General features: G+C 34.2%; 18 protein-coding genes. 8 read left to right on the forward strand and 10 right to left on the reverse strand.

Annotated elements, in window-relative coordinates:
* From AACQ49_RS11055 to AACQ49_RS11085, 7 genes are all read left to right on the forward strand, one after another.
* Nucleotides 1-501 (forward strand): M10 family metallopeptidase C-terminal domain-containing protein (locus AACQ49_RS11055; RefSeq protein WP_202611303.1); only part of this gene is annotated, 501 nt, incomplete at its 5' end.
* A gap of 306 nt (nt 502-807) precedes the next feature.
* The gene (locus AACQ49_RS11060) at nt 808-2772 is read left to right on the forward strand and encodes a M10 family metallopeptidase C-terminal domain-containing protein (protein WP_161779046.1); all 1965 of its coding nucleotides are present in this window, start codon (nt 808-810) and stop codon (nt 2770-2772) included.
* Between the two features lie 230 nt (nt 2773-3002).
* Nucleotides 3003-5066 carry a M10 family metallopeptidase gene (locus AACQ49_RS11065; protein WP_049218712.1) on the forward strand — a complete coding sequence of 688 codons (2064 nt, stop codon included), beginning with the start codon at nt 3003-3005 and terminating at the stop codon, nt 5064-5066.
* A gap of 560 nt (nt 5067-5626) precedes the next feature.
* The gene (locus AACQ49_RS11070) at nt 5627-7102 is read left to right on the forward strand and encodes a serralysin family metalloprotease (RefSeq protein WP_004247335.1); all 1476 of its coding nucleotides are present in this window, start codon (nt 5627-5629) and stop codon (nt 7100-7102) included.
* A gap of 162 nt (nt 7103-7264) precedes the next feature.
* Nucleotides 7265-9004 carry a type I secretion system permease/ATPase gene (locus AACQ49_RS11075; protein ID WP_049218708.1) on the forward strand — a complete coding sequence of 580 codons (1740 nt, stop codon included), beginning with the start codon at nt 7265-7267 and terminating at the stop codon, nt 9002-9004.
* Between the two features lie 16 nt (nt 9005-9020).
* The gene (locus AACQ49_RS11080; RefSeq protein ID WP_004247333.1) at nt 9021-10346 is read left to right on the forward strand and encodes an HlyD family type I secretion periplasmic adaptor subunit; all 1326 of its coding nucleotides are present in this window, start codon (nt 9021-9023) and stop codon (nt 10344-10346) included.
* Entirely contained in the window at nt 10346-11698 is a 1353-nt protein-coding gene (locus AACQ49_RS11085) for a TolC family outer membrane protein (RefSeq protein WP_012367534.1), read from the forward strand. Before AACQ49_RS11080 ends, AACQ49_RS11085 begins: the two co-directional genes overlap by 1 nt.
* A 488-nt stretch (nt 11699-12186) precedes the next feature.
* On the opposite strand, the gene arnT is transcribed toward AACQ49_RS11085, so the two are convergent.
* Together arnT and AACQ49_RS11095 are read right to left on the reverse strand one after the other, a co-directional pair.
* Complete coding sequence (gene arnT, locus AACQ49_RS11090; RefSeq protein ID WP_223302911.1) at nt 12187-13821, reverse strand: lipid IV(A) 4-amino-4-deoxy-L-arabinosyltransferase; 1635 nt, start codon at nt 13819-13821, stop codon at nt 12187-12189.
* 365 nt (nt 13822-14186) lie between these two features.
* Nucleotides 14187-14525, reverse strand: coding sequence for a carboxymuconolactone decarboxylase family protein (locus AACQ49_RS11095; protein WP_004252444.1), 339 nt, complete (start codon nt 14523-14525; stop codon nt 14187-14189).
* Between the two features lie 131 nt (nt 14526-14656).
* Between AACQ49_RS11095 and AACQ49_RS11100 the strand changes: the two genes are divergently transcribed.
* The gene (locus tag AACQ49_RS11100; RefSeq protein ID WP_004244915.1) at nt 14657-15034 is read left to right on the forward strand and encodes a DnaJ family domain-containing protein; all 378 of its coding nucleotides are present in this window, start codon (nt 14657-14659) and stop codon (nt 15032-15034) included.
* A 39-nt stretch (nt 15035-15073) separates the two neighbouring features.
* Here AACQ49_RS11100 and AACQ49_RS11105 read toward each other — a convergent pair whose 3' ends face one another.
* The 8 genes from AACQ49_RS11105 to mrpC form a co-directional block, all read right to left on the reverse strand.
* Nucleotides 15074-16648 carry an AbgT family transporter gene (locus tag AACQ49_RS11105; protein WP_004244916.1) on the reverse strand — a complete coding sequence of 525 codons (1575 nt, stop codon included), beginning with the start codon at nt 16646-16648 and terminating at the stop codon, nt 15074-15076.
* A 623-nt stretch (nt 16649-17271) separates the two neighbouring features.
* Nucleotides 17272-17595, reverse strand: a complete 324-nt coding sequence (gene mrpJ, locus AACQ49_RS11110) for a transcriptional regulator MrpJ (protein WP_004244917.1) — start codon at nt 17593-17595, stop codon at nt 17272-17274.
* A 21-nt stretch (nt 17596-17616) separates the two neighbouring features.
* Nucleotides 17617-18444, reverse strand: coding sequence for an MR/P fimbria adhesin subunit MrpH (gene mrpH, locus AACQ49_RS11115; protein ID WP_004244918.1), 828 nt, complete (start codon nt 18442-18444; stop codon nt 17617-17619).
* A 21-nt stretch (nt 18445-18465) separates the two neighbouring features.
* The gene (locus tag AACQ49_RS11120; protein WP_004244920.1) at nt 18466-19014 is read right to left on the reverse strand and encodes a fimbrial protein; all 549 of its coding nucleotides are present in this window, start codon (nt 19012-19014) and stop codon (nt 18466-18468) included.
* A 10-nt stretch (nt 19015-19024) separates the two neighbouring features.
* Nucleotides 19025-19510 carry a fimbrial protein gene (locus tag AACQ49_RS11125; protein ID WP_004244922.1) on the reverse strand — a complete coding sequence of 162 codons (486 nt, stop codon included), beginning with the start codon at nt 19508-19510 and terminating at the stop codon, nt 19025-19027.
* Nucleotides 19511-19522: 12 nt separating this feature from the next.
* Nucleotides 19523-20068, reverse strand: a complete 546-nt coding sequence (locus AACQ49_RS11130) for a fimbrial protein (protein WP_004244923.1) — start codon at nt 20066-20068, stop codon at nt 19523-19525.
* A gap of 13 nt (nt 20069-20081) precedes the next feature.
* Nucleotides 20082-20840 (reverse strand): MR/P fimbria assembly chaperone MrpD, encoded by a 759-nt coding sequence (gene mrpD / locus AACQ49_RS11135; protein ID WP_004244924.1) that lies wholly within the window; start codon nt 20838-20840, stop codon nt 20082-20084.
* Nucleotides 20841-20895: 55 nt separating this feature from the next.
* On the reverse strand, nt 20896-23511 hold the full coding sequence (gene mrpC, locus AACQ49_RS11140; protein ID WP_004247328.1) for an MR/P fimbria usher protein MrpC: 2616 nt from the start codon (nt 23509-23511) through the stop codon (nt 20896-20898).
* Nucleotides 23512-23523: the final 12 nt, after the last annotated feature.

The raw sequence follows: 23523 nt of genomic DNA on the forward strand, positions 1-23523 counted from the left end.
GATGTGCTCTATGGTGATGATGGAGATGATATGCTTATTGATTATTATGGTGCTAATATGTTGAATGGTGGTAAGGGTAATGATCGGATCTGTGTAGCATCAATGGATAGAGGGCTTCCAGGCAGAAATATCATTCAAGGGGGAGAAGGTGATGATGAAATATATTTGGGCACAGGAACTCATCGTATAACAGGTGGACAAGGAAATGATACCTTTAATTTTTTCTGCTATGAGGGCGTTGAAAGCAATAGTTCAATTTGGGATTTTGAAAAAAACAAGGATAAAATAACGTTGATCACTAGGGATTATAGAAAAATAGATATATCAAAAATGAAAAAAGTTGATAAATTATCAGGAGATAAAAATGAATTTTCATTAAATCATAATAAACCAGCCAACAAAACCATCATAAACGTTTCAACATCTTCTAACGATGATAAGTCCATTGTACATATAGAGATTTTAGGTATATTTAACCACGATGAACTCTTTGCGGTATAAATAAATCTCACCATATGATTTGTTAAAATTTTAAACTATCTCTCTATAAATCATCATCAATTATTATATTAATAACAACCCAACATAATAACGATAACCAACTAAAAACACACTAATAAATAGTGTGTTTCTATAAAATTTATTTCTATAAATATAACAACCACCTAATAATATAAAAAATACTTATATGTGTTTTTTCAAAAAGCAATAAAACAACAAAAATACAATAATTAGCTAATTATAGAATAAGTTTATTTTATAATAATTAATGCAAATAATTTATTATTAAATAAGAAAGGAATTTATATGACTATAGTAAAAAATGTTAAAGAAACGACTAATTTCTATTTACCTAAAGGGATCATCACAACAGGAACTATGATAGGTTGGCCAAAAAAATCACCAAATGAAATAACAACAATAACTTATACATTTCCAGATCATAACACATACCGAGAAATTATAAAAAATAAAAACCCATTAACAGAAAACATGAGAAAAAAAACGCTAAAAGATATATATGAATATTATAGGTTAGTAAATATTAGAGAACAAAAAAAACAAGAATTAAACACCATTGAAGATAAAGATAGTGAGGCTTCAAAAAAAAGAATAAAAGAATTAGAAGAAGGAATAAAAAAAATAGCAAATGATATTTATACTATACTAGATAATATACCTATCTATATTTATTCCACTCAAGAAACAATATTCCCCCATCAACAAGAAGTTATCGAAGAAATATTAAAACATGCCTCAGATATATTACCTATATTTTTTAAAAAAATATCACCATATAGCAATGCTGATTTAAAGTTTGGTTATTATAATCAATTTGTTAATATATCTGGTACAAAATTCATTTCAGGTTATCGAAAAGGCAGTGCTAGTCATCCTAACGAGGAAGGTACACCTATAAAAGAGATAAAACCAGATGAAGAACATGATAAACCTGGTACTATATTTATTGATTTTTCTTCACGCGAATATTATAAAACAATTAAACAAGATAATATTGATGAATATATAGAAAATGAGGCTGATATCTATGATATATATTATATTAATAAAAATAAAACTATTACAATAGCAAGGGGTAATAATGAGTTACGCGAAGAATACCAACAAAATAAACATAAAATCGGCTCATTTGTATATCATGCTTTTATACATGAATTAGGTCATTCTCTAGGGCTATTTCATATTTGGGAATACATACCAAATGAAAAGCATAAAGTATTAGATTCACTTAAATACTCAGTTATGAGCTATAAGTGTCCTGATATTAAAGATGCAGATTTTGGTGGCCTTTATCCTATGACCTTTATGCTATTAGATATATTATTGTTACAATATATCTATGGTCCAAATATGACCACACGCCTTGAAAATAATACCTATGGGTTTCATTCCAATACGGGACGCGCCTCTTACTCTTTAAATAGCATAGAAGATAAACTAGTGAGCTGTATTTGGGATTCGGGTGGAATTGATACATTAGACTTTTCCCTATATACCGTTAATCAAGTCATTAATCTCAATGAAGGCTGTTTTTCAGATATTGGAGGATTACGGAGTAATATCTCTATTGCCTATAAAACGATTATTGAAAATGCGATTGGTGGTAAAGGTGATGATACTCTCATAGGAAATCCTTTTGATAATAACCTAATAGGTGGTGATGGCAATGATTTATTCTATGGCGGTGATGGCAATGATTTATTCTATGGTGGCTCTGGAAACGATGTTATATACGGAGAATTGGGAAATGATGTGCTCTATGGTGATGATGGAGATGATATGCTTATTGATTATTATGGTGCTAATATGTTGGATGGTGGTAAGGGTAATGATCGGATCTGTGCCGCCTCAACTGATAGAGGGCTTTCAGGCAGAAATATCATTCTAGGGGGAGAAGGTGATGATGAAATATATTTGGGCACAGGGACTCATAATGTAAAAGGTGGACAAGGAAATGATACCTTTAATTTTTTCTGCTATGAGAAGGTTGAAAGCAATAGTTCAATTTGGGATTTTGAAAAAAACAAGGATAAAATAACGTTGATCACTAGAGATTTTAGAAAAATAGATATATCAAAAATGAAAAAAGTTGATAAGTTATCAGGAAATAAAAATGAATTTTCATTAAATTATAACAAACCTTCCAATAAGACCATCATAGATGTTTCAACATCTTCTGACGACAATAAGTCCATTGTACATATAGAGATTGTCGGTATATTTAACCACGATGAACTCTTTGCGGTATAAATACATTTCACCATATGATTTGTAAATTTTTAAATTATTACTCTATAAATAACCATCAATTATTACATTAATAATAATCTAGCATAATATGCGTATAAATAATTAATAGTAATCAACTAAAAAACATACTAATAAATAGTGTGTTTTTATAAAATTTATTCCCATATATATCTCCATTAATTATAAAATTAAGAAATATAGAAAATTCTCTTTTGGTAAAAGGATTTAGTATGAATAGTTTTAACTCAATAAAAAAACCAACTTACTTCTATCTACCTGATGGTAAAATTGTTATAAATTATATGTATGGTTGGCCTAAACAACCACATAGTAATATCACCAAAATAACTTATATATTTCCTGATTATAATAAAAAAAGAAATTACTCAAATAAAAAATATTCAGTAACAGAAAAAGATAGAATAGAATCAATAAAACATACCGCTAAAGTATATGAATTGACCTATCTTAAGGAAAAAAAAGAAAAAGAAATCGCTTCATTAAAATATTATAGAAATAAATATTCAATAAGTAGAATAGCTGAATTAGAAAAAGATATAGAGGATATAGAAAATAGTATTAATAAAAATAAGAATAGTATACATCCTTATTTTTATAATACACAAACAACCATATATCCTCATCAACAAGAAGTTATTTCCGATATTCTTAATGAAATTGCCCATATAACACAAGCAAAGTTTATTGCATCTAATCCAAAATACGATGCCGATATAAAATTTGGTTTTTACGATGATTTTCATATTAGTCATGGTTCAATAGAATTTTCATATACCACCAGAGGTTTTGCAACCTACCCTAGCGGGTATTCAACCCCTATAAAAAAGATAAATATTGATGAAACATATCAATACTCTGGAACTATATTTTTAAATTTATCATCACACCAATATTATAAGATAATACATCAAAATGATCTTGATAATTATATAAAAACAGAAGGTAATATTGGTGATGCTTTCAATTTTAAAGATAATGGTACTGTTCTGATAATAAAAAAAACCAATACTCTAATTGAAACACTAAAAAATAATAAATATCAGCCAGGTACATATCATTATAAAGTTGTTTTGCATGAAGTTGGTCATGCACTCGGGCTAAGCCATAGTTGGCAATACTTAGAATATAAAGATAAAAATCATGTATTAGCTTCATTGAAATATTCTGTTATGGGTTATGATATACCAACCTCAGAGCATGCTGATTTTGGTGGTCTTTATCCCATGACCTTTATGCTGCTAGATATATTATTATTGCAACAACTCTATGGCGAAAATATGACCACACGCCTTGAAAATAATATCTATGGATTTCATTCTAATACCGGACGTGTCGCTTACTCCTTAAAAAGCATAGAAGATAAATTAGTAAGTTGTATTTGGGATTCGGGGGGAATTGATACATTAGACTTTTCCCTATATACCGTTAATCAAGTTATTAACCTAAATGAAGGTAGCTTTTCAGATATTGGCGGGTTACGTAGTAATATCTCTATTGCCTACAAAACGATTATTGAAAATGCTATTGGTGGATCAGGTCATGATACTATCATAGGAAATAGTGCTAATAATGAACTTATAGGTGGTGATGGTAATGATACTATCAATGGTGGTTTGGGTAATGATCACCTCTATGGTGGTATGGGTAATGATATTCTCTATGGTGATATAGGCAATGATTATCTCTATGGAGGTATAGGTGATGATATTCTCCATGGTGGTATGGGTAATGATATTCTCCATGGTAGTATGGGTAATGATTACCTCTATGGAAATAAAGGTAATGATAAACTCTTTGGTGGTGATGGAGATGACACCCTTGTTGATTATTATGGAAATAATACATTCATTGGCGGTAAAGGCAATGATCTATTATTTTCGATATCAAAAGCAGGACGAAATGAACTTCAAGGTGGCGAAGGGAATGATATATTTTATTGTGGATTAGGTACTAATCTATTATATGGTGAACAAGGAAATGATACTTTTAACTTCTTATGCTATAAAGGCGCTAAAAGTTATAATTTAATTTTTGATTTTAATACGAATGAAGACAAAATTATTTTTGTTGATCAAAATTATAAAAAAATCGATATATCAAAAATGAAACGAGTAGAACAATTATCAGGAAATGAAAATGAAATAGTTTTACATAATGATATTCATACAAATAAAACCACAATAACTATTTCAACAGCCAATAACGACCATCATTCGACTATCTTTATAAAACTTGAGGGTATATTAAGTTACAATGATCTTTTAGATATATAAAGATATTATTCTAATTAACAATAAGGATTATGATTATATTGTAGTCCTTTTTTATTTAGATGTTCTGTTTTTTAGCAGTATAAAAATAATACATTATGTTATTTTTATTTTGTTTATTATTCACCAATATTATTATTACTATAGAAATAAATCAAACATCAAACATCAAACATCAAACATCAAACATCAAACATCAAACATCAAACATCAAACATCAAACATCAAACATCAAACAACTTAACATAATAAATGATACATTAATTTTAAACAAACCCATTAATTAAATTAAAAATCAAACTTAAGTAAAATTTTCCTTTCAATTATAAAACAATAACTAACAATAGAAATCATCTAAAAATAAAATATAACTATACTTATATTCACCTCATTAAATTATTCTGACTTAAAACACACTTTACTTCACAATTATTTAAAAACTTATTTTACCCCCCTAGATTAATAATAATTAATGTCTATCTTTATCCTCAATGGCATTCGCCAGATAAATATATTTTCAGTATGAAAATAAACTTAACCTAAATTTATATCTGGAGGATATTATGGGATCTTTTTTATTAAAAAAAGCCGTTGGGTTATCTAATATTTCTGATTTATTAGATAAAAGCGGGATCTTCTATAACTATTCAACCAAAGTATTACCTTCTTTTGATTATGATACCGCAGGAAAACATATAGCCCGTGAAGATTCCACTTGGAATGGCAAATATGTTATTGGGCAACCCGCTGAGGTGACTTATTCATTCCCAAAATGGGAAGGCAAATTTAATCAATTTGGTAATAAGAATCCTTATGAATTTAATGAATTACAAAAAGAGCATGCAAGAAAATCTTTAGATGCATGGTCTGACATTGCAAATATTAAATTTACTGAAGTTGCTGTTGGGAATGTTGATGGAATGAAGGCTTCTGACGTAAAAACAGATATTACTTTTGGTAATATCTATGATCCCAATGGCACATTTCAGGCTTATGCAACATTGCCTAATACCTATGCTTATGGAAAAGATCTTTCTGGCCAAGCATGGTTTAGTGATTATCATTATGCAGGTAATACTACACCAGAATTGGGTAATTATGGTCGTTTAACTATTATCCATGAAATTGGTCATACACTGGGTCTTATGCATCCTGGTGATTATAACGCAGGTCAGAATGTTCCAGGTTATTTAAAATCTGATTATGCGGAAGATAGTCGCCAATATACAGTAATGAGCTATTGGGATGAATATGAAACAGGCGCCCACTTCCAAGGTGCTTATGCTGGAGCCCCTCTCCTTCATGATATTTCTGCTATGCAATATCTCTATGGCGCAAATACGACTACCAGAACAGGTGATGATGTATATGGTTTCAATTCAAATACTGGGATTGATTATTATACGGCTACTGATAGCAATGATAAATTAATTTTCTCTGTATGGGATAGTGGTGGTAACGATACATTTGATTTCTCAGGCTTCTATCAAGATCAACTGATTGATTTACGTGCTGGGAACTTTTCTGATGTGGGGGGATTACAGAAAAATGTTTCTATTGCACAAAATGTTACCATAGAAAACGCAATTGGTGGTTTTGGTAATGATATTATTCATGGTAATGATGCTGATAATACTCTTATTGGAGGCGAAGGAGACGATATTATCTATGGCCATAGTGGTAATAACACTATTTATGGTGGTCGTGGACAAGATACATTACATGGTGGCACAGGAAGCAATACCTTTATTTATAAAGAAATTGCAGATTCTTTAGTAACAGCCGCAGATAAAATAATGGATTTCAAAACCGGTATTGATAAAATTGATTTATCAACATTAATTCAAGATACATTTAGTAGCAAAATTCTTAACTTTGTTGATAACTTTACAGGAAATGCTGGCGAAGCAACTCTTAGCTATAATGAAGTAACCAATGCTTCTGAATTAGCCATTAATGCTTATGGCTATAATTATAATCCTGATTTTAAAATTGATATCGTAGGTTTTGTTAATTACGAAACTGATTTTATTGTTTAAGTCATAGTTGGGTAGGAGAAAGTTATTTCTCCTACCCTCTTTTGCTTTAAATGAAGCTATTTTGATATTCATAATAAAAAATAAAGAGAAAATAGACACTTCTTTAAAACCAACAAAAGATATTTAGTACTAAAAATAGACAAATTAAATCAGGAATACCACATGCCACAAATAAAATATAATAACGAGATAACAAGTATCATAAAAGAGAGACGAAAAGTTTTTCTCTCTATTGGGCTATTTACCGCTTTAATTAATATATTAATGTTAGTCCCTTCTATTTATATGTTACAAGTTTACGATCGAGTATTACCATCAGGTAATGAAATGACACTATTGATGCTAACAATCATTATGTTAGCTCTTTTTATCTTTATGGGAGGATTAGAATATTTAAGAAGCATTATTGTTATACGTATGAGTAATAAATTAGATTTATCACTTAATTCACGCATTTATACTGCAGCTTACCGAGAAAAATTAAACAAAATAGCGAATATTAATCCAACATTAGCATTAACAGATCTAATTACTTTACGACAATTCATTACTAGTCATGCCATATTCACTTTCTTTGATCTACCTTGGTTCCCTATTTACCTTTTAGTTATTACTTTATTTAATCCTTGGTTAGGATTATTTGCACTTTGTGGTGCCCTTATCTTATTTGCTTTGGCTATCCTTAATGAATATCTATCTAAAAATCATTTAAAAAAAGCGAACAATTTTGCCAATCAAGCACAACTAATACAAAGTCATCATTTAGAACATCCACAGACTATCGAAGCGATGGGAATGCTTAGTCAATTACGTAAACAATGGCAAACCTCTCATTTCAAATATTTACAAGCACAAACACAAGCCAGTGATAATGCAGCTGGTATTAACGCTATCACAAAAGTAACACGTATGGCATTACAATCTTTAATGCTAGGTTTAGGGGGATGGCTTGCTATTGATAATACTATCAGTCCTGGAATGATGATTGCCGGTTCAATACTTTTAGGTCGAGCATTAGCCCCTATTGAGCAAGTGATCAATGTATGGAAAAGTTGGGATAGTAGTAAAGCAGCCTACAATCGATTGACAACTTTATTAAAAACATACCCTCAAGAAAATAAAAAAATGGCCTTACCTAAGCCTCAAGGCCAATTACTTGTTAATATCGATGAAGCCGTGTATCCACACAGTGACAGAATATTACTAAATAATATCAATTTTGCTCTATTACCGGGAGATATACTAGGTATTATTGGCCCGAGTGCTTCTGGTAAGTCTTCTTTAGCAAAATTTATTGTCGGTATATGGCCGGTCAAAAAAGGCATTGTACGATTAGATAATGCGGATATCTTTCAGTGGAGTAAAGAAGAAATTGGTCCACATATTGGTTATTTACCTCAAGAAATCGCCCTTTTCCCCGGCACTATCGCTGAAAATATTGCACGCTTTACTGAGGTTGATCCTCAAAAAGTGATCCAAGCCGCCAAAATGGCACATGTACACGAGATGATTTTACGCTTTCCTCAAGGATATGAAACCCAAATTGGTGCTCACGGTGAAGGATTATCCGGCGGACAAAAACAACGTATTGCATTAGCCAGAGCATTATATGGCGATCCCACGTTAGTTGTCTTAGATGAGCCAAATTCTAATTTAGATGATTTAGGTATTAGAGCGTTAACACAGGCGATCGAAACATTAAAACAGCATAAAAAAACCGTTATTTTAATTACCCACCAAAAACAGCTACTTTCTGTCACTAATAAATTATTAGTGATATTTGATGGAAACACCAAATTATTCGGTCCAACGGCGTCTGTTATTGCTGAATTAAATAATCCAACTATCACAAAAACGGCAAACACTATTTCTTCAACACCAGCAACCTCAAATAACGCTTAATTTTTCGGAATTGATTATGACTATAGAAAAAAATGTTATACCACTGTCAGAAAAAATTTCAGATGATCCAAAGAAATTTCTCGTTATTGGATGGACTGTGGTTTTATTAGGCTTAGCAATTTTTATTTTTTGGGCTGCTTTCGCGCCCCTTGATAAAGGCGTTCCTGCAATAGGAAACGTAGTAATATCGGGGAATAAAAAAAGTGTACAGTCTTCTGTTGAAGGTATTATTACTCATATTTTTGTAAAAAATGGTGATCCGGTATCAGCTGGACAAACTCTGATACAGCTAAGCCCTATTCAATCTCAAGCGTTAGTAAAATCGTTATCAGAGCAATATGATAATTTACTGATCACTCAACAAAGATTATACGCTGAACTTAATCAACAAACTTCATTTAAATTAAATAATAGCGATAAATACTATTCATCTACTGAAAATAGAGAGAAGTTATTACTACAACAAAATCGTTTATTAAATGAAAAAAGTGCAGAATTAATAAGTGAAATAAATGGTTATAAAGCAGCTATCGATGGCATTACTGGTCGCCTAACCCATCTAAAGCGCTCAATTCAGAATAAAAAGAGTCAAATTAGTAATCTACAAAATCAGCTTAATGATTTACAAATATTAGCTAATGAAGGATATATTCCTCGTCATCGATATCAAGAAATGGTGCGAGAATTAGCAGAAAATAATAATCAACTCAACGAGACTTTTGGGCAAATAAGTGCATTAGAAAAACAAAAATTAGAATATGAGCAAAGAATATTGCAACGTAATGCCAATTTCCACCAACTAGCTCGAACAGAGCTAAATAAAATACAATTACAAATCAGTGAAACAGAAAAACAACTTATTATAGAAACAGATAAATTAGCTAAAATGGCAATTATCGCACCGATATCGGGTACTGTAATGGATCTTTCTGTTTTTACCCAAGGTGGCTTTGTAAAAACAGGTCAGACATTGATGGATATAGTGCCTGAAGATCATCAACTTGTTATTGAAGCGCGTCTTGCTCCGCATCTTATTGATAAGGTAACTCCTGGCCTTCCCGTTGATTTGATCTTTAGTGCCTTTAATCAAAATACCACGCCAAAAATTCCTGGTGAAGTAACAATTATTTCTGCCGATAGATTAATTGATGAACGAACAACTGAGCCATATTATCAAGTTCTTATTAACATAAAAGATTATACATTATTAGCAGATAATAAAAATAAATTGAAAGCAGGTATGCCCGTTGATGTATTTATTAAAACTGGCGATCGCTCATTATTAAATTATCTTTTCAAACCAGTATTGGATAGGCTCCATACTTCATTAACGGAAGAATAATGATGCTAATAAAAAAACTTTTTACACTTTTTTCCGTAGGACTCCTAAGCTTGCCAGCTTCAGCGGTTACACTGTCTGATCTCTATTTTTTAGCGATTAAACATGATCCCACATTTAATGCAGCTGTAAAAGAGCAAGTAGCAGGTAAAGAGTATGAAAATATCGGATTATCACAATTGCTACCCAATATTTCTGTCAATTACAAAAATAATCCTCGCAATTGGCAACGTAAGGCTTATCCAATAAATATATTTCAGGATAAAATAACAACAGTTGAGTATCAAAACTATCAAAGCTATTCTGTCAACGCGATTATTAGTCAACCACTATTTGACTACACCGCATTTAGTGAATACAAAGCTTCTATCATTAAAACATTATTAGCAGACAGTCATTATCAAAATAAATTTTCAGAATTAATTATTCGACTTATTGATAATTATATTCAAGTTGCTTATACACAAGATAAATTATTGCTAAATCAAGCACAGCAAGAAATCTATCAAAAACAACTAGCTTCAAGTCAACGCCTATTTGAGTTAGGAGAAGGAACCAAAACAGATATTGCTGAAATAGAGACTCGTTTATATTTAACCCAGTCACAATATACCGATCTTCAATTAGAAATTGAAAAGGCTAAAAACAAACTCAGTGCTATGATCGGTTCACAATTGCCTACTCATGAGCACATCGCAAAGCTAACTGATACAAAGTTTGTTCTTCAATCACTGGCTCCCGATGACTATTCCACATGGGAAAAAAATGCCATACAAAATAACTTAAAGATACAATCTGCTCGTCATGAAATGGCGATAGCTAAACAAGAGATTGAGAAAAATAGAGGAGAATTTTTCCCAACAGTACAATTTTATGCGGCTTACTCTAGTAGTAATTCTGATAGTAATAATACCATTAACCAGAAATACCAATCTGCTAACGTGGGTTTTTATGTCAGTATGCCTTTATTTAATGGGGGTAAAACAACGGCATCAATGCGTCAGTCGACAGCAAAATATCAGATGAGTGCATTTGAAAGGGATGCTATTATTCAAAATATTATGCAGGAATTAAGATATCAATATCAAATTTGCTCAACGAGCCATATTAAATTGATGGCTTTTGAGCAAGCCGTTAGTTCCGCTAAGTTACAATTAAATGCAACACGAAAAAGCTATATTGGTGGTCAGCGAACGATGGTTGATGTGCTTAATGCGGAAGAGCTTTTATATAGAGCGCAGCAAGATTTAATCAAAGCCAAATATGATTATATTCAAGCTTGGGCATTATTACATCAATATACCAATACTCTAGATATTGAAAAAATAAAAATTATTGAAAACTATTTTCAGTAGCTGAAAATATATATTTAATTTAACTCAATACTATAATAAAAGCCCTATAATTAATCAGGTTATAGGGCTTTGCGTCTATGATAGTTAGTCTAATAGATTACTTAGCTTATTAGCATATCGTATTTTCATCACTTCTTTTTATTACCGTACAACATTAATACACGGTGAGTAAGAGCAATTGATGCCAGACCGATAATACATTCAGTTAAAAAAATCAGCATAAATTCCCCCTATTCATGAGTACATTTTGTCTGGGTGGGGGTTCTGATAAAGTTAAGTGACTTGTCATATAGTGCTTAGCTAACTCCGTTCTAATGGACACATTTTAAACCTACCATTAAAACGACAAAGAGCAAAATATATTTACCGACAAATTCTGTTTTTTAATCTAGATCACATATAAATCACACGAAAAGCAAAATCGTAATACATGATCAGTACTCACTGAGAAAAAACATCACAGCAAAATAAATATTAAAGCAATTCAGCTAATTAAAGAACACCAGCGTTAAATCGCCCTCTTTTTCTACTATCGGCTTTTCCTTTAATGTAGTCAATTTAGTCAAAATCTGCTTTCTATCAGGTCTGACTAAAACAATCGCTACCCCTTTATATTGGTTTGCTTCAATTAATGCTAATAGCTGTTCAAGGCTATAGTATTTATTTTTTACATCTGGGTAATTTAAACCATAAGCCAACTCACCTTTCGTCTCTGTTAAACGAATATCAGTCCGTTTTAGTCCCCAAGCAAGTGATGTACCAATACCAACTTCGTCCGTTAAAAGATACGATTTATTACTCAAAGGCTCATAATAACGTTGGATAATATTTTCCGGTGTACTTCTACTTTCTATCTTTTCTGGGATTGCATAGCCAATAACTAAACTTAGTCCGATAGAGCAAAACATCGTTAAAAACTGTGTTTGTCTAAACAGCGCCCCCGCACCAATCACACTCCAAAATAAAAACCCACTTATTGCTAACACTATTTTTAACGTTTCATTCGTATCATAAAGCGCAAATTTGGCACTGTATAAAGAATAGATAACGGCTGATATACCCATTAGCCCAAAAGCAATATTGATAGATGCATTCACTTTGCTAATTTTCTCATCAGGTCTATCTTTTAACTCTTCGATATAGTGTGCAATTAAAATAGATAATGGCACAAAGCACGGTAGCATATAGGTTAATAGTTTTCCTTTTGAGGCTGAGAAAAAAGCAAAAAAGAGAGCAAACCACAGCAGAAAATAGAGTGTACCTTTTTTTAAAGAGAAAGCTGATTTTAATGCACCAAATAAAAAACCTAGCCAAGGCAATACACCCAATATAACTATCGGGATATAGAACCACGTTGGTTGTGAGCGAGCAGACTCTTTAGCAATAAAACGCTGTACATGTTCAACCCAGAAAAAATAATTCCAATAATCCGGTGCTTGTAATGCAACAGTAATCACCCAAGGTCCAGCTGTAATAGCGAGAGCTAACAATGCAATAGAGGAATAGCAAACCACTTCTTTAAAGCGAGCTTGACTAATTGCCATGACTAAAAAAACTAATGCAGGTAAAACAACCGCAATAAAGCCTTTTGTTAAAAAACCAAGTGCGCAAAAAAAGCCAATACCCATATAAGCAATTATTTTGCCCTTTTTATTCGGGGTCGATAACGCAACTAAAAATGAGTACATTGCAGCGGTCACAAACAGCGTCACAATAGGATCTAATATATTATAAGTACCTATTGCTAATACCAGAAAAGAAGATAAAAAAACGGTCATAGCATTAAAAGCAAGAGCACTATTGCGCCAAACTACCATTGCCGCTTTATAAATAAGCCATCCTGTTAATAAGGTTGATGTTACTACAACAATACGCACCGCAAAATGGCTTTCACCAAATAGCCACTGAGCAATACAATTGATCCAATATCCTAAAACAGGTTTTTCAAAATAACGAATATCAAGAAGATAAGGCACTGACCAATTGCCAGAAACTAACATTTCACGGCTAATTTCAGCATAACGAATTTCATCTGGTTGCCATAACAGGCGCGTTTCTAAAGGAATAAAATAAGTTAATAAGATAAATAGGAAAAACAATAACCATTTATATCTTTCTGTCATCGCTATATTCATAATTCCTCAAATAAACGCACTACATTATTTATCAACATCAATTAGTCATAATATTTTATAAAAAATTCAAATATATTTATTAAAGCTTTATTAATAAAAATAGAGAAATAAAAAAATATTATTAAAAATCAAATTGTTATCTTTTATTTTTTTACGTAAAAATACTCACAATTCCTTTATGTTTTTATAAAAAAAGGTTATCAATAATAATTTCCTTTTGGCATTTCACGAATATAACTAATACCATTAGTAATCATTAAGAAAAACTAAAATATAAGTGAGCCACTATAAGCTTTAAAACCCAAAAAGCCAGCAATATGCTGGCTATAATGATAACTAAATTTTATTAAATACTATTGACTAAATTCTTTAAAAGCACCCATGGTATTGGACGCATACATCACAGAAGGGCCCCCTCCCATATAAATCGCGACGCCCAATGCTTCTGCAAGCTCCTGCTCTGTCGTCCCTAATTCAACTAGGGTTTTAGTATGAAAACCTATACAACCATCGCAACGATTAGCAACAGCAATGGCAATAGCAATCAGCTCTTTGGTTTTAGCATCGAGCACACCATCTTTAGAGCTTGCTTTGGTGGTACTCATAAATGACTTCATAACTTCAGGAATATTTTTAGATAATGTCCCCATATTTCCCGAGATGTCTGTTACTATTTCTTGGTACTTGCTCATTTTACTCTCCCTACAACAATATATATTTTTATATAATATAAAAATATAATATCATTTTATGTGATTTGATCAAGTGAAATTAAGTTTGTTATTTTATTGATTACATTAGTCATTAATGTTGAGGCTGAATAATGTCAATTCTTGATGAATGGGCGGAGCGCCACATTGAAAAGGCGTTGAAAAATGGTGAACTCTCTTCTTTGCCAGGAGAAGGTAAACCCTTGGTATTAGATGATAACAGTCATGTTCCTGAGTCTTTGCGGGCTAGTTATCATTTGCTTAAGAATGCCGGCTTTTTGCCCCCAGAAATGCAAGATAGAAAAGATGCATTATCTTTAGCCGAAATATTAAGTTCACTTTCAGAAACTGGCATCAAAGATGAACAGTTACAAAAAAAACTCACTTTACTCGAATTAAAATTACAACAGGCAGGAATGGACACACAGTTTCTACATACGGACTATGCAACCCAATTAACAGAAAAGTTAGCAACACATAAACACAAATAAGCCTATACATCCTTGTATAAGCTTATCTAAAGAATAATATTATCCCGCATGCGGTGAATAATAAATTGGCGATCCAGGCCCTACAGGTAAGTGGAAAACAAATACCCAAAGGTAGAATAACAGTGACCAACCAATTAAGAAGATAATAGAATATGGCAACATCATCGAGATCATAGTTCCAATACCCGTATCTTTCTTATATTTTGTGGCAACCGCTAAGATTAAACCAAAGTAACTCATCATTGGCGTAATAATATTCGTCACCGAATCACCTATACGATAAGCTGCTTGAATAGTTTCTGGCGCATAACCTGCCAGCATTAACATAGGAACAAAAATAGGCGCCGTTACTGCCCATTGCGCGGAAGCTGAACCAATCATTAAATTGATAAAGGCGCAAATTAAAATAAAGCCCAAAAATAGCAACCCACTTGGCATATCAATACTATTAAGTAAAGCCGCACCTTTAACAGCGATCACTTGCCCTATATTTGTCCAGCCAAAAAAAGCCACAAATTGAGCAGCAAAGAAAATAATTACTAAATAAAGACCTAATGTGCTCATAGAGTTTGCCATGGCATCGACAATATCTTTATCTGAACGCATAGTCTTAGCTATCCAACCATAAACAATACCGGGGATAGCAAAAAATAAGAAAATGAATACAACAATGGATTTTAAGAATGGTGAGTTACCAATTAAACCTGTTTCTTGGTTTCTTAATATGCCATTTTCAGGTACGACAGTGAATGCCAGAATGATGGCCATCACAATAAATGTTCCTGTTGCTGCCCATAGTGCTTTTTTCTCAAGAGGGGTAACTTGCGCAGCATTTTTTAGATCAGTTTCTTCATCATCTAATTCATTACCATTATAAGGCCCTAACTGAGGCTCAACGATTTTTTCTGTGATGATGTAGCCTAAAAATGTAATTAAAAAGGTGCTGACAAACATAAAGTACCAGTTTGCTTCCGCACCAACAATATAGCTTGGGTCAATAATGCGTGCTGCTTGTTGTGTAATACCTGATAATAATGGATCGATAGTCCCTAACAGTAAGTTAGCTGAATATCCGCCAGATACTCCCGCAAACGCAGCAGCAATCCCCGCTAATGGATGACGACCTAGCGAATGGAAAATAATTGCCGATAGCGGGATCAAGACAACATATCCTAATTCAGCTGCAGTATTTGACATAATACCTGCAAATACAATGGCTAATGTAGTCATTTTGCGTGGGGCTTTCATAACCACTAAACGCATAACGGCTGATAATAATCCCGCTCGTTCAGCTATTCCGACACCGAGTAAAGCCACCAGTACGGTTCCTAAAGGAGCAAACCCTGTAAAATTGGTAACAATATTAGCAAGAATACGTCGTATACCATCAGCATCAAGTAAACTGATAATATGAATATAACCATCTTCAGCGCGCCCTTTAGCGCCTTCTGGTCGTGGATCTTGCACTGTAACGCCGAAGTATTCACCAACCGCTGAAGATACAAGTAAAATAGCAATTAAAATAATAAATAAAATAACGGGATGGGGGAGTGCATTTCCAAGCCATTCCACTGTGCGTAGAAAACGACTTCCTCCCTGTTTTTTTGTTTGCATGATTTATCCTTTTTATAAAAAAACAGAAAATGCACAGTACACAACCAAATTTGTTTTTACTATCCGTAAATACCTATCATATAAATGATATGATCTAAAATTAACACTCAAACAATGAAAAAAAACATAATTTAATTAATACAAAACAATAAGTTAAAAAACATACCATCAATTATAGATAACAAACATTAAAATCAATTTATAATATCTAAAATTAAAAAATGCGCGCAAGTTAACACTTTTTAACATTTTAAAGTCTATTTATTAACCTTTACAGAACTAAAAACTCCTTAAAAAGTACATAAAAAGCTTCGAATACTCTAATAAACCTGATAATAACGGCTGAAATTACTATTTATAGTCACATCATTACAAGAATTAACTAAGAGATGTTAAAAAATAAGTCTATTTGTGACTAAGCGGTATGATAATAAAATAGGAGAAAAGCCTAATAATAGCGTAGTAAATAATAGAAAAATAATAAATGGGTGTATTAGAAGAGATAAAATAAGTCAGCTTTCAACATAAAAAAACGGCAAGGTTGCCCTTGCCCTACCAATAAGGTAATCAATCAAAGAAATGTAATATCTAGCAAAACATCAATATGTCATATCGACTTAATATCAATAATGAAAAGCATCAGGTGTTGCTTGAGCAATAACATAATTGCGCTTATCTATTCCTTTATTATTTAATGAAGGCTTTTTTACGTAGCAATCCTCAAAAAACCAATAAATGGGTGTATTTAAATAGAGAGCTAACAACACTAAATGTCTGAGATCTATTTTGTTCATACCTCGTTCATAGCGAGAAAACTGTTGCTGGCTGACACCAATTTTTTTAGCCAGCTGCATACCGGTATAACCCAGCTCTTTACGTTTTTTTTGGATCTTTTTACCTACAGAAGCATTTACATCTATATTCGCAAAATCAAAATTCATCATCATAATATTCACCCATTATCATGATTAAGGCATGGTTAAAATAATTGAACCGGAACCGGAGAAACGACCTGGAGCTACCCGTCCATTCGTGCGTAGCGTTGAACTCACAGAGACTGGCGCTGAACCGCCTGCTGGAACATTTACCGTAACGCCTTTTTCACCAGGATAATTGTTTAGATATAAATCAGCATATAAACTCTTATCTGCACGCAGAGGTACCCGCCCACTATCAGAGCCAGATGCGATAACCAACACTTTCATTGCTAAATTACAGGTTACATTGATTGTTTCAGAGCGCTTAGCACCACTTAAACTAGCTTCATCAATATCACCATAGTTAAGGTTCACCGCACCTTCAGATATTTTACAAGCACCCACTGGTGGTGGTGCGATACCGCATAGTGAACCTGGTAAGAGTTTTCCTCGTGGTGATATACCACTTGAATTCGGTTGATAAAATAATCCCACACACTCTTGATTAGAGTTTAATGAAGGCCCTCTGTGGGTGGTTTGCCCTTCAATAGGGAATGATCTATTTTTAAGTACTACATCACGAACTTCAGCTAAAGTACGTAGTTTTTCAATTCGAGCAATCTGAAATGCAGGATTTCCCCCAGTACCATTTACTGTATGTTTATGGTTCACTGTGACATAACACACAGGCCAACCATAACAAGGATTTAATATTCCTGAGGTTTCTGGATCCCAACGCTCAATAACATAAGTGTAAGTGGCGTTAGAAGGTGTCCCTGTTGATTCTGTTATATAAGAAAAAATAGAGGCCATCGCAGGTGCTGAGAAAAGCCCCGCTATTAAGATAAATATCGCCGGAAATCGTTTAAATATAAACATGTAAAACCTCAATCTTCATTATCAGTCATAATTCAAATAGAAGGTGGCTATTGCACTAAAAGGACCACGTTTAATCGACTTATTCGCAATCGCATCCGGCTCACCTTGAATAAAGGCATAAAAATTCAAAATAGTGTCACCCGCAGTTAATGACATCTTGTCTGTTTCTTTATTTATAGGTAGAGCATTACCATTTTCAGACTCTAATCCCACCGCAATACCAGAAGCTTGGCTGCCCGGACTTATTGCCAAAAATCCTTCTCCTGCCATTGCTTGATTTTCCTCTCCTTTAAAGGTTATTTTGACGCTTTTACCGATTGAGAGATCGCATTCTGACAGACGTAATTGAAATAACTTGCTTGGCGTTCTTTTATAGGCATAAAGGTTTTTATCAGGAATATTGCCAAAATCGAGTACCACGGTTTCATCACCCGGTTTTATGGTACAAGGCTCATCAACTAATATGCCGTGAAAATAGAGGTTGTCCGGTATTGCAAAAGCCGCTGAAGTTAACCCTATTGATACAGATAGACCCAATATGAACCGGATCGATAATGTTTTTATTTTCATCAAAACGCTCCTATTGGTATTCTGCTAATAAGGTGGCTGAGACTTCAAATGCCCCTTCAGGCAATGTACTTCCCGGTCTTTTTACTGGAACAGCTTGAATAACCGGAGGCGAATCTGGTGAAATCGCAATACGCTCATTTAGCTTAAAAGGCTTACCATCTTGAGTTAAATGAATACCTAAATCTGGAATATTGGTTTGCAATGCCGCCTCATCAAACTGGGTTTTAGGTCCGATAATTGATAATCCCAAATCCCAGCCTTTTAAATTAGCGTCGCATACCAAGGTATAATTCACCGATTCGGTATAGTTAATACCATCAACTTTATTAATACCGACGTTCTTACCAAAAAAAACCTCAATTCGTTCGTCATTGCTGATAACACAAGGAGGTGGCACTAATAATGTTCCGAATAATTTTAAATTAGGCGAGTCGGCCGCCATTACTGCTGTAGAATTTAGTAATATAATCAGACAAATAGATTGCAATTTATTCATCGTGTTGCCCCTTTACTGATAATCTACATGAAGTGTGGCATTGGCAACAAAATCTCCACCAACTAGTGTTTCTCTATTATCACGCACAGGGATCGCTTCTAGTTTAGGCAAATTGGGATAGGTAAATTTAACCGCTGAGCCTAATCCTAATAATTTACCTTGATAAAGAATGCGTACCCCTAATCCCGTAATATTAGTTTGTAGGGCATTACTATCGAACCCTGTTGCATTACCTGTTATATAGACTTTCATGGCGTTAGTCGGTCTTTTTTGGCAAGTCGCGGTATATTCGATAGGTTGCTTATAATTGCTATCATTAATACGCGTACTCATTACTTCGCCAAAATTCACCTCGATCATCTTGCCGTCATTGATTAAGCAAGGAGGTGGAGCGATGACGTTTCCAGTAATATTGATATAAACAATCCCGGGGGTCGCTCTTATTACTGCTCCTGCAGGTAAGTTAGCAACAGCAGTAGAACTCAGGCCTCCAGTAAATGTTGCCAGAATAAAAACCAACACTGCCTTGCTTGGGCTAAACCACTGTTCCATAACCATAAATCAGACCTATTTAGTTTCCAGCTGCCGTTTCTGTTACTTTGCATTGATTGCCACTACAGGTGAATTTCATCTGAGGGCGACCGCCATAATCATTGATGTAGCTCAATACCGGTGAAGCACCAAACATGGAAGCACTCAGATTTATCGTGCCGCTACTTTTAGGTGCGATCATTAATGGTTCAAAGCCATCCAAGCTTTTTCCTTTCAAACTGGTTAATCCATCGACTAATGTCACATAGTAAGGCGTTGGATTATTCACTTCGAAGCGATCACCTTTTTTAGTTAAAGTGATCTGCTCTTGCCAAGGATTGGTTAAATCCGTTTGCGAGGCATAGATTGATGCAGGACGATAAAATAATTTGATCCGCGTTTGTAATGCAATTTGCAGTACATTAGGCTTATTACTACGTGGTGGAATTTCACGTAGGTTAAAATAGAAAACACTTTCTCTATCTTGTGGTAATTTGGCTATATCAGGTAATGATTGCACCTTAATCTGACTTTTATCACCCGGTTCAATACGTTGGATCGGGGGTAAAACAATCAGTGGGCTTTCAATACGTTCGCCGTTTTCATTTTCCATCCAGCCTTGAGCAAGATAAGGCAAGTCCTTATTTTGATTGCTGACATTTAAACTAATCGATTTTTCGGCACCATTAAAAATGACACGAGTTCGATCTAGCGCAATGGCAGCAACAGCTTGATGAGTAAATGCCATTCCCATTAACAAAGTGGTTGCAACAATGCATGAGCGTTTTAATAACATCATCTTTAATTACTCTTTGTCTGAAGTTGTTTTTATCTTTATTTCCTATTCCTTAACCTTAACGAGATAGAAACTTCGTTTTAGGTAAGGAGACTTCTCTTTGATTGAAAGTAGAGGTTGCTGTGCCATCATCACTACAGGTCAATAACAGTGATGAAATTTGCACATTCTCCACCAATGTTGGAATAAGTACTTTGCACTGCTCTTTACCACTCCAACGAACACTCAATACATCCCCGGTATTAATACCAGTTAGATAAACATTTCCACCATCATTAATGATGCCTAACTCACGCCCTTTTTCTGTTGTGACACTGGCGCCAAATGGTGGGAAGGTTCCATCTTTTAACCGAATAACCGCCATAGCTTTTTGCCCTTCGATAACATCAAATCGACGGTAACCAATCGCCCCTTCGGTTAGGGTTAATTGCTGAATTGAGCGTAATGCTTCGACATTTTCAGGTAATCGATTAAGATCGATACTCGCGCTACTACGGTAGTAATCATTAATATCTGGCAATACCGCTTTACCAAACATATTGGTATGGGAAATCGCACCAAAATTCTTCACGGGAATATTAGCGATACCGTCTGTATCAATAAGTAAGCGAGTACTACCTGTACGACTAACGCGGTGTAATGCTCCACCTTTCGGCGTAAGTGTGGCACCACCTTGTAGCGATAAAGTGGCAGAGGTATATTCACCATTGATATGACTTGCACTGGCGGTGACTAAGGCCGCATCAGCATAATGCATAAAATAAGCATCGGCTGAAGGTTTACCATTGCTACTTACCCCAGCGCCAACACGATAACTGCTATTGTCATCAATTCGATCGTAATAGCTGACATTATGAGAGTTACCGCTCTTATTAATGACAGTGTTGTAACTGATGGTCGCACGATCACCCCAAGGCATACTGACATTCATATAAACGCCATTATCATTGGTGCCATTAAATTTATTACGGAAAGCGGAGAGACTAAAATTGATATTTTTAAAACGACCAATATCCGCGCTTTTCGCTAACGATAAGTTGTAATTATCATTAGTTGGCTTATTCCAATATGTTTGGTGACTATAGTTTAAGTAAGTACTCAATCCCCAGTCAGGAAATTGCTTACTAAACATAATGGTATAAAGTTCTTTGTTATTATCAGCATTACCATCGCGATAGCGACGCTCTAAATACTGATCCATGGTCATAAAGTCGCGTTCTGAGAAGCGATAACCAGCAAAGGTGACTTGGCTATTAATAGCTTCAAAACGTTTTGAATAACTTAATCGATAAGAGCCACCGTTATAACGCTTATCATCACGAGGAATTTTTGCCCAAGAGTGAGTAGCATCAAAAGAGAGAGCACCAAAAGCCATCAAGTCACGGCCGATACCCGCAGACAAGGCGTTATAATCACCTGCAACAATTGATCCCCCATAAAGTGACCAACCGTTACTCACCCCCCATGAAAATTCACCCATACCAAAAACGGGGCCTTCGGTATTATGGTCAATATTAGAAGGTTTACCTGCCGAGAATTTATATTGCACTCGTCCTGGTCGAGTTAAATAAGGAATACTTGCCGTATCCATTTGAAACTCTTGTACAGAGCCATCTTGCTCTTCGACACGTACATCTAATTTACCGCTAACGGCATCATTAATATCTTGAATACGAAATGGTCCTGGAGCAACTTGCGTCTCGTAGATCACTCGACCCTGTTGGCTAATTGTCACTTTGGCATTGGTTTTTGCTACACCTGTGACTTCTGGCGCATATCCACGTAAATTAGGTGGCAACATATTGTCGTCAGTTGCGAGATGAACCCCGGTAAAACGGAAACTATCAAAAATATCGGAGCGCGAGTAAGTCTCTCCCATGACAAAGCGCGCTTCCCATTGAGGGATAGCTCTATAGAGATAGTATTGATTCCATTTCCAGCTGTTTTCTGTACTTTGAGGGATCCCTGTCGTATGTTGGTAGCTCGCTTGCCAATCAGCGCGAAAACGCCAAGCACCTAAGTTCGCCCCTAAAGTACCTAACCCCGTCACTTGCTGACGTTGTTTTCCTTTAGCAGGATCAGTCACATTGGCATTGACGTTATAATCAAAAAGTATCCCTGAAATACCGTCATCCCAACGAGAAGGCGGATCCCAGTTTGGTGCTGAATACTCCAAATAAGCTTGAGGTATCGTTAATAATAAATTACCACTACCTAAACTGGCATTTATTGTCATTCCGGGAATAGATGATGTATCAAGGCAAGTTTGATTATCGTTAAAACGAATTTTATCAAGCCACTCTGGTTTTAGTCCTAATTGACGAACTAATTCAGGAGGTAAGCAAGGTTCACTTCCTTTGGGATCATCTGCAGGTACAACATAATTAATGTTGTAGATATCGGGAAGTTCATTATTATTTATACGAACAACAAATTCGTAGCGCCCTGGCATAATATAGCCAGCTCGAGAGAAATCAGATAAATCGATATTTTGTTTATCTTTAAGATCTAAAATATCAGCATTAAACTCAATATCGCTATTCGCTAAAGCTGAATTTGAAAGACTGGATGCCCCAGTAACAATTAAATAGATCAATATAGCAACAGGCCGAATAGCATGCTTTTTTCTCTTTTCTCGCTTCTCTAAACAAACGGTTTTGAATGATCTAACCATAAATTATCCAAC

The sequence above is a fragment of the Proteus sp. G2675 genome (genome assembly GCF_963886535.1).
Taxonomy (GTDB): domain Bacteria; phylum Pseudomonadota; class Gammaproteobacteria; order Enterobacterales; family Enterobacteriaceae; genus Proteus; species Proteus mirabilis.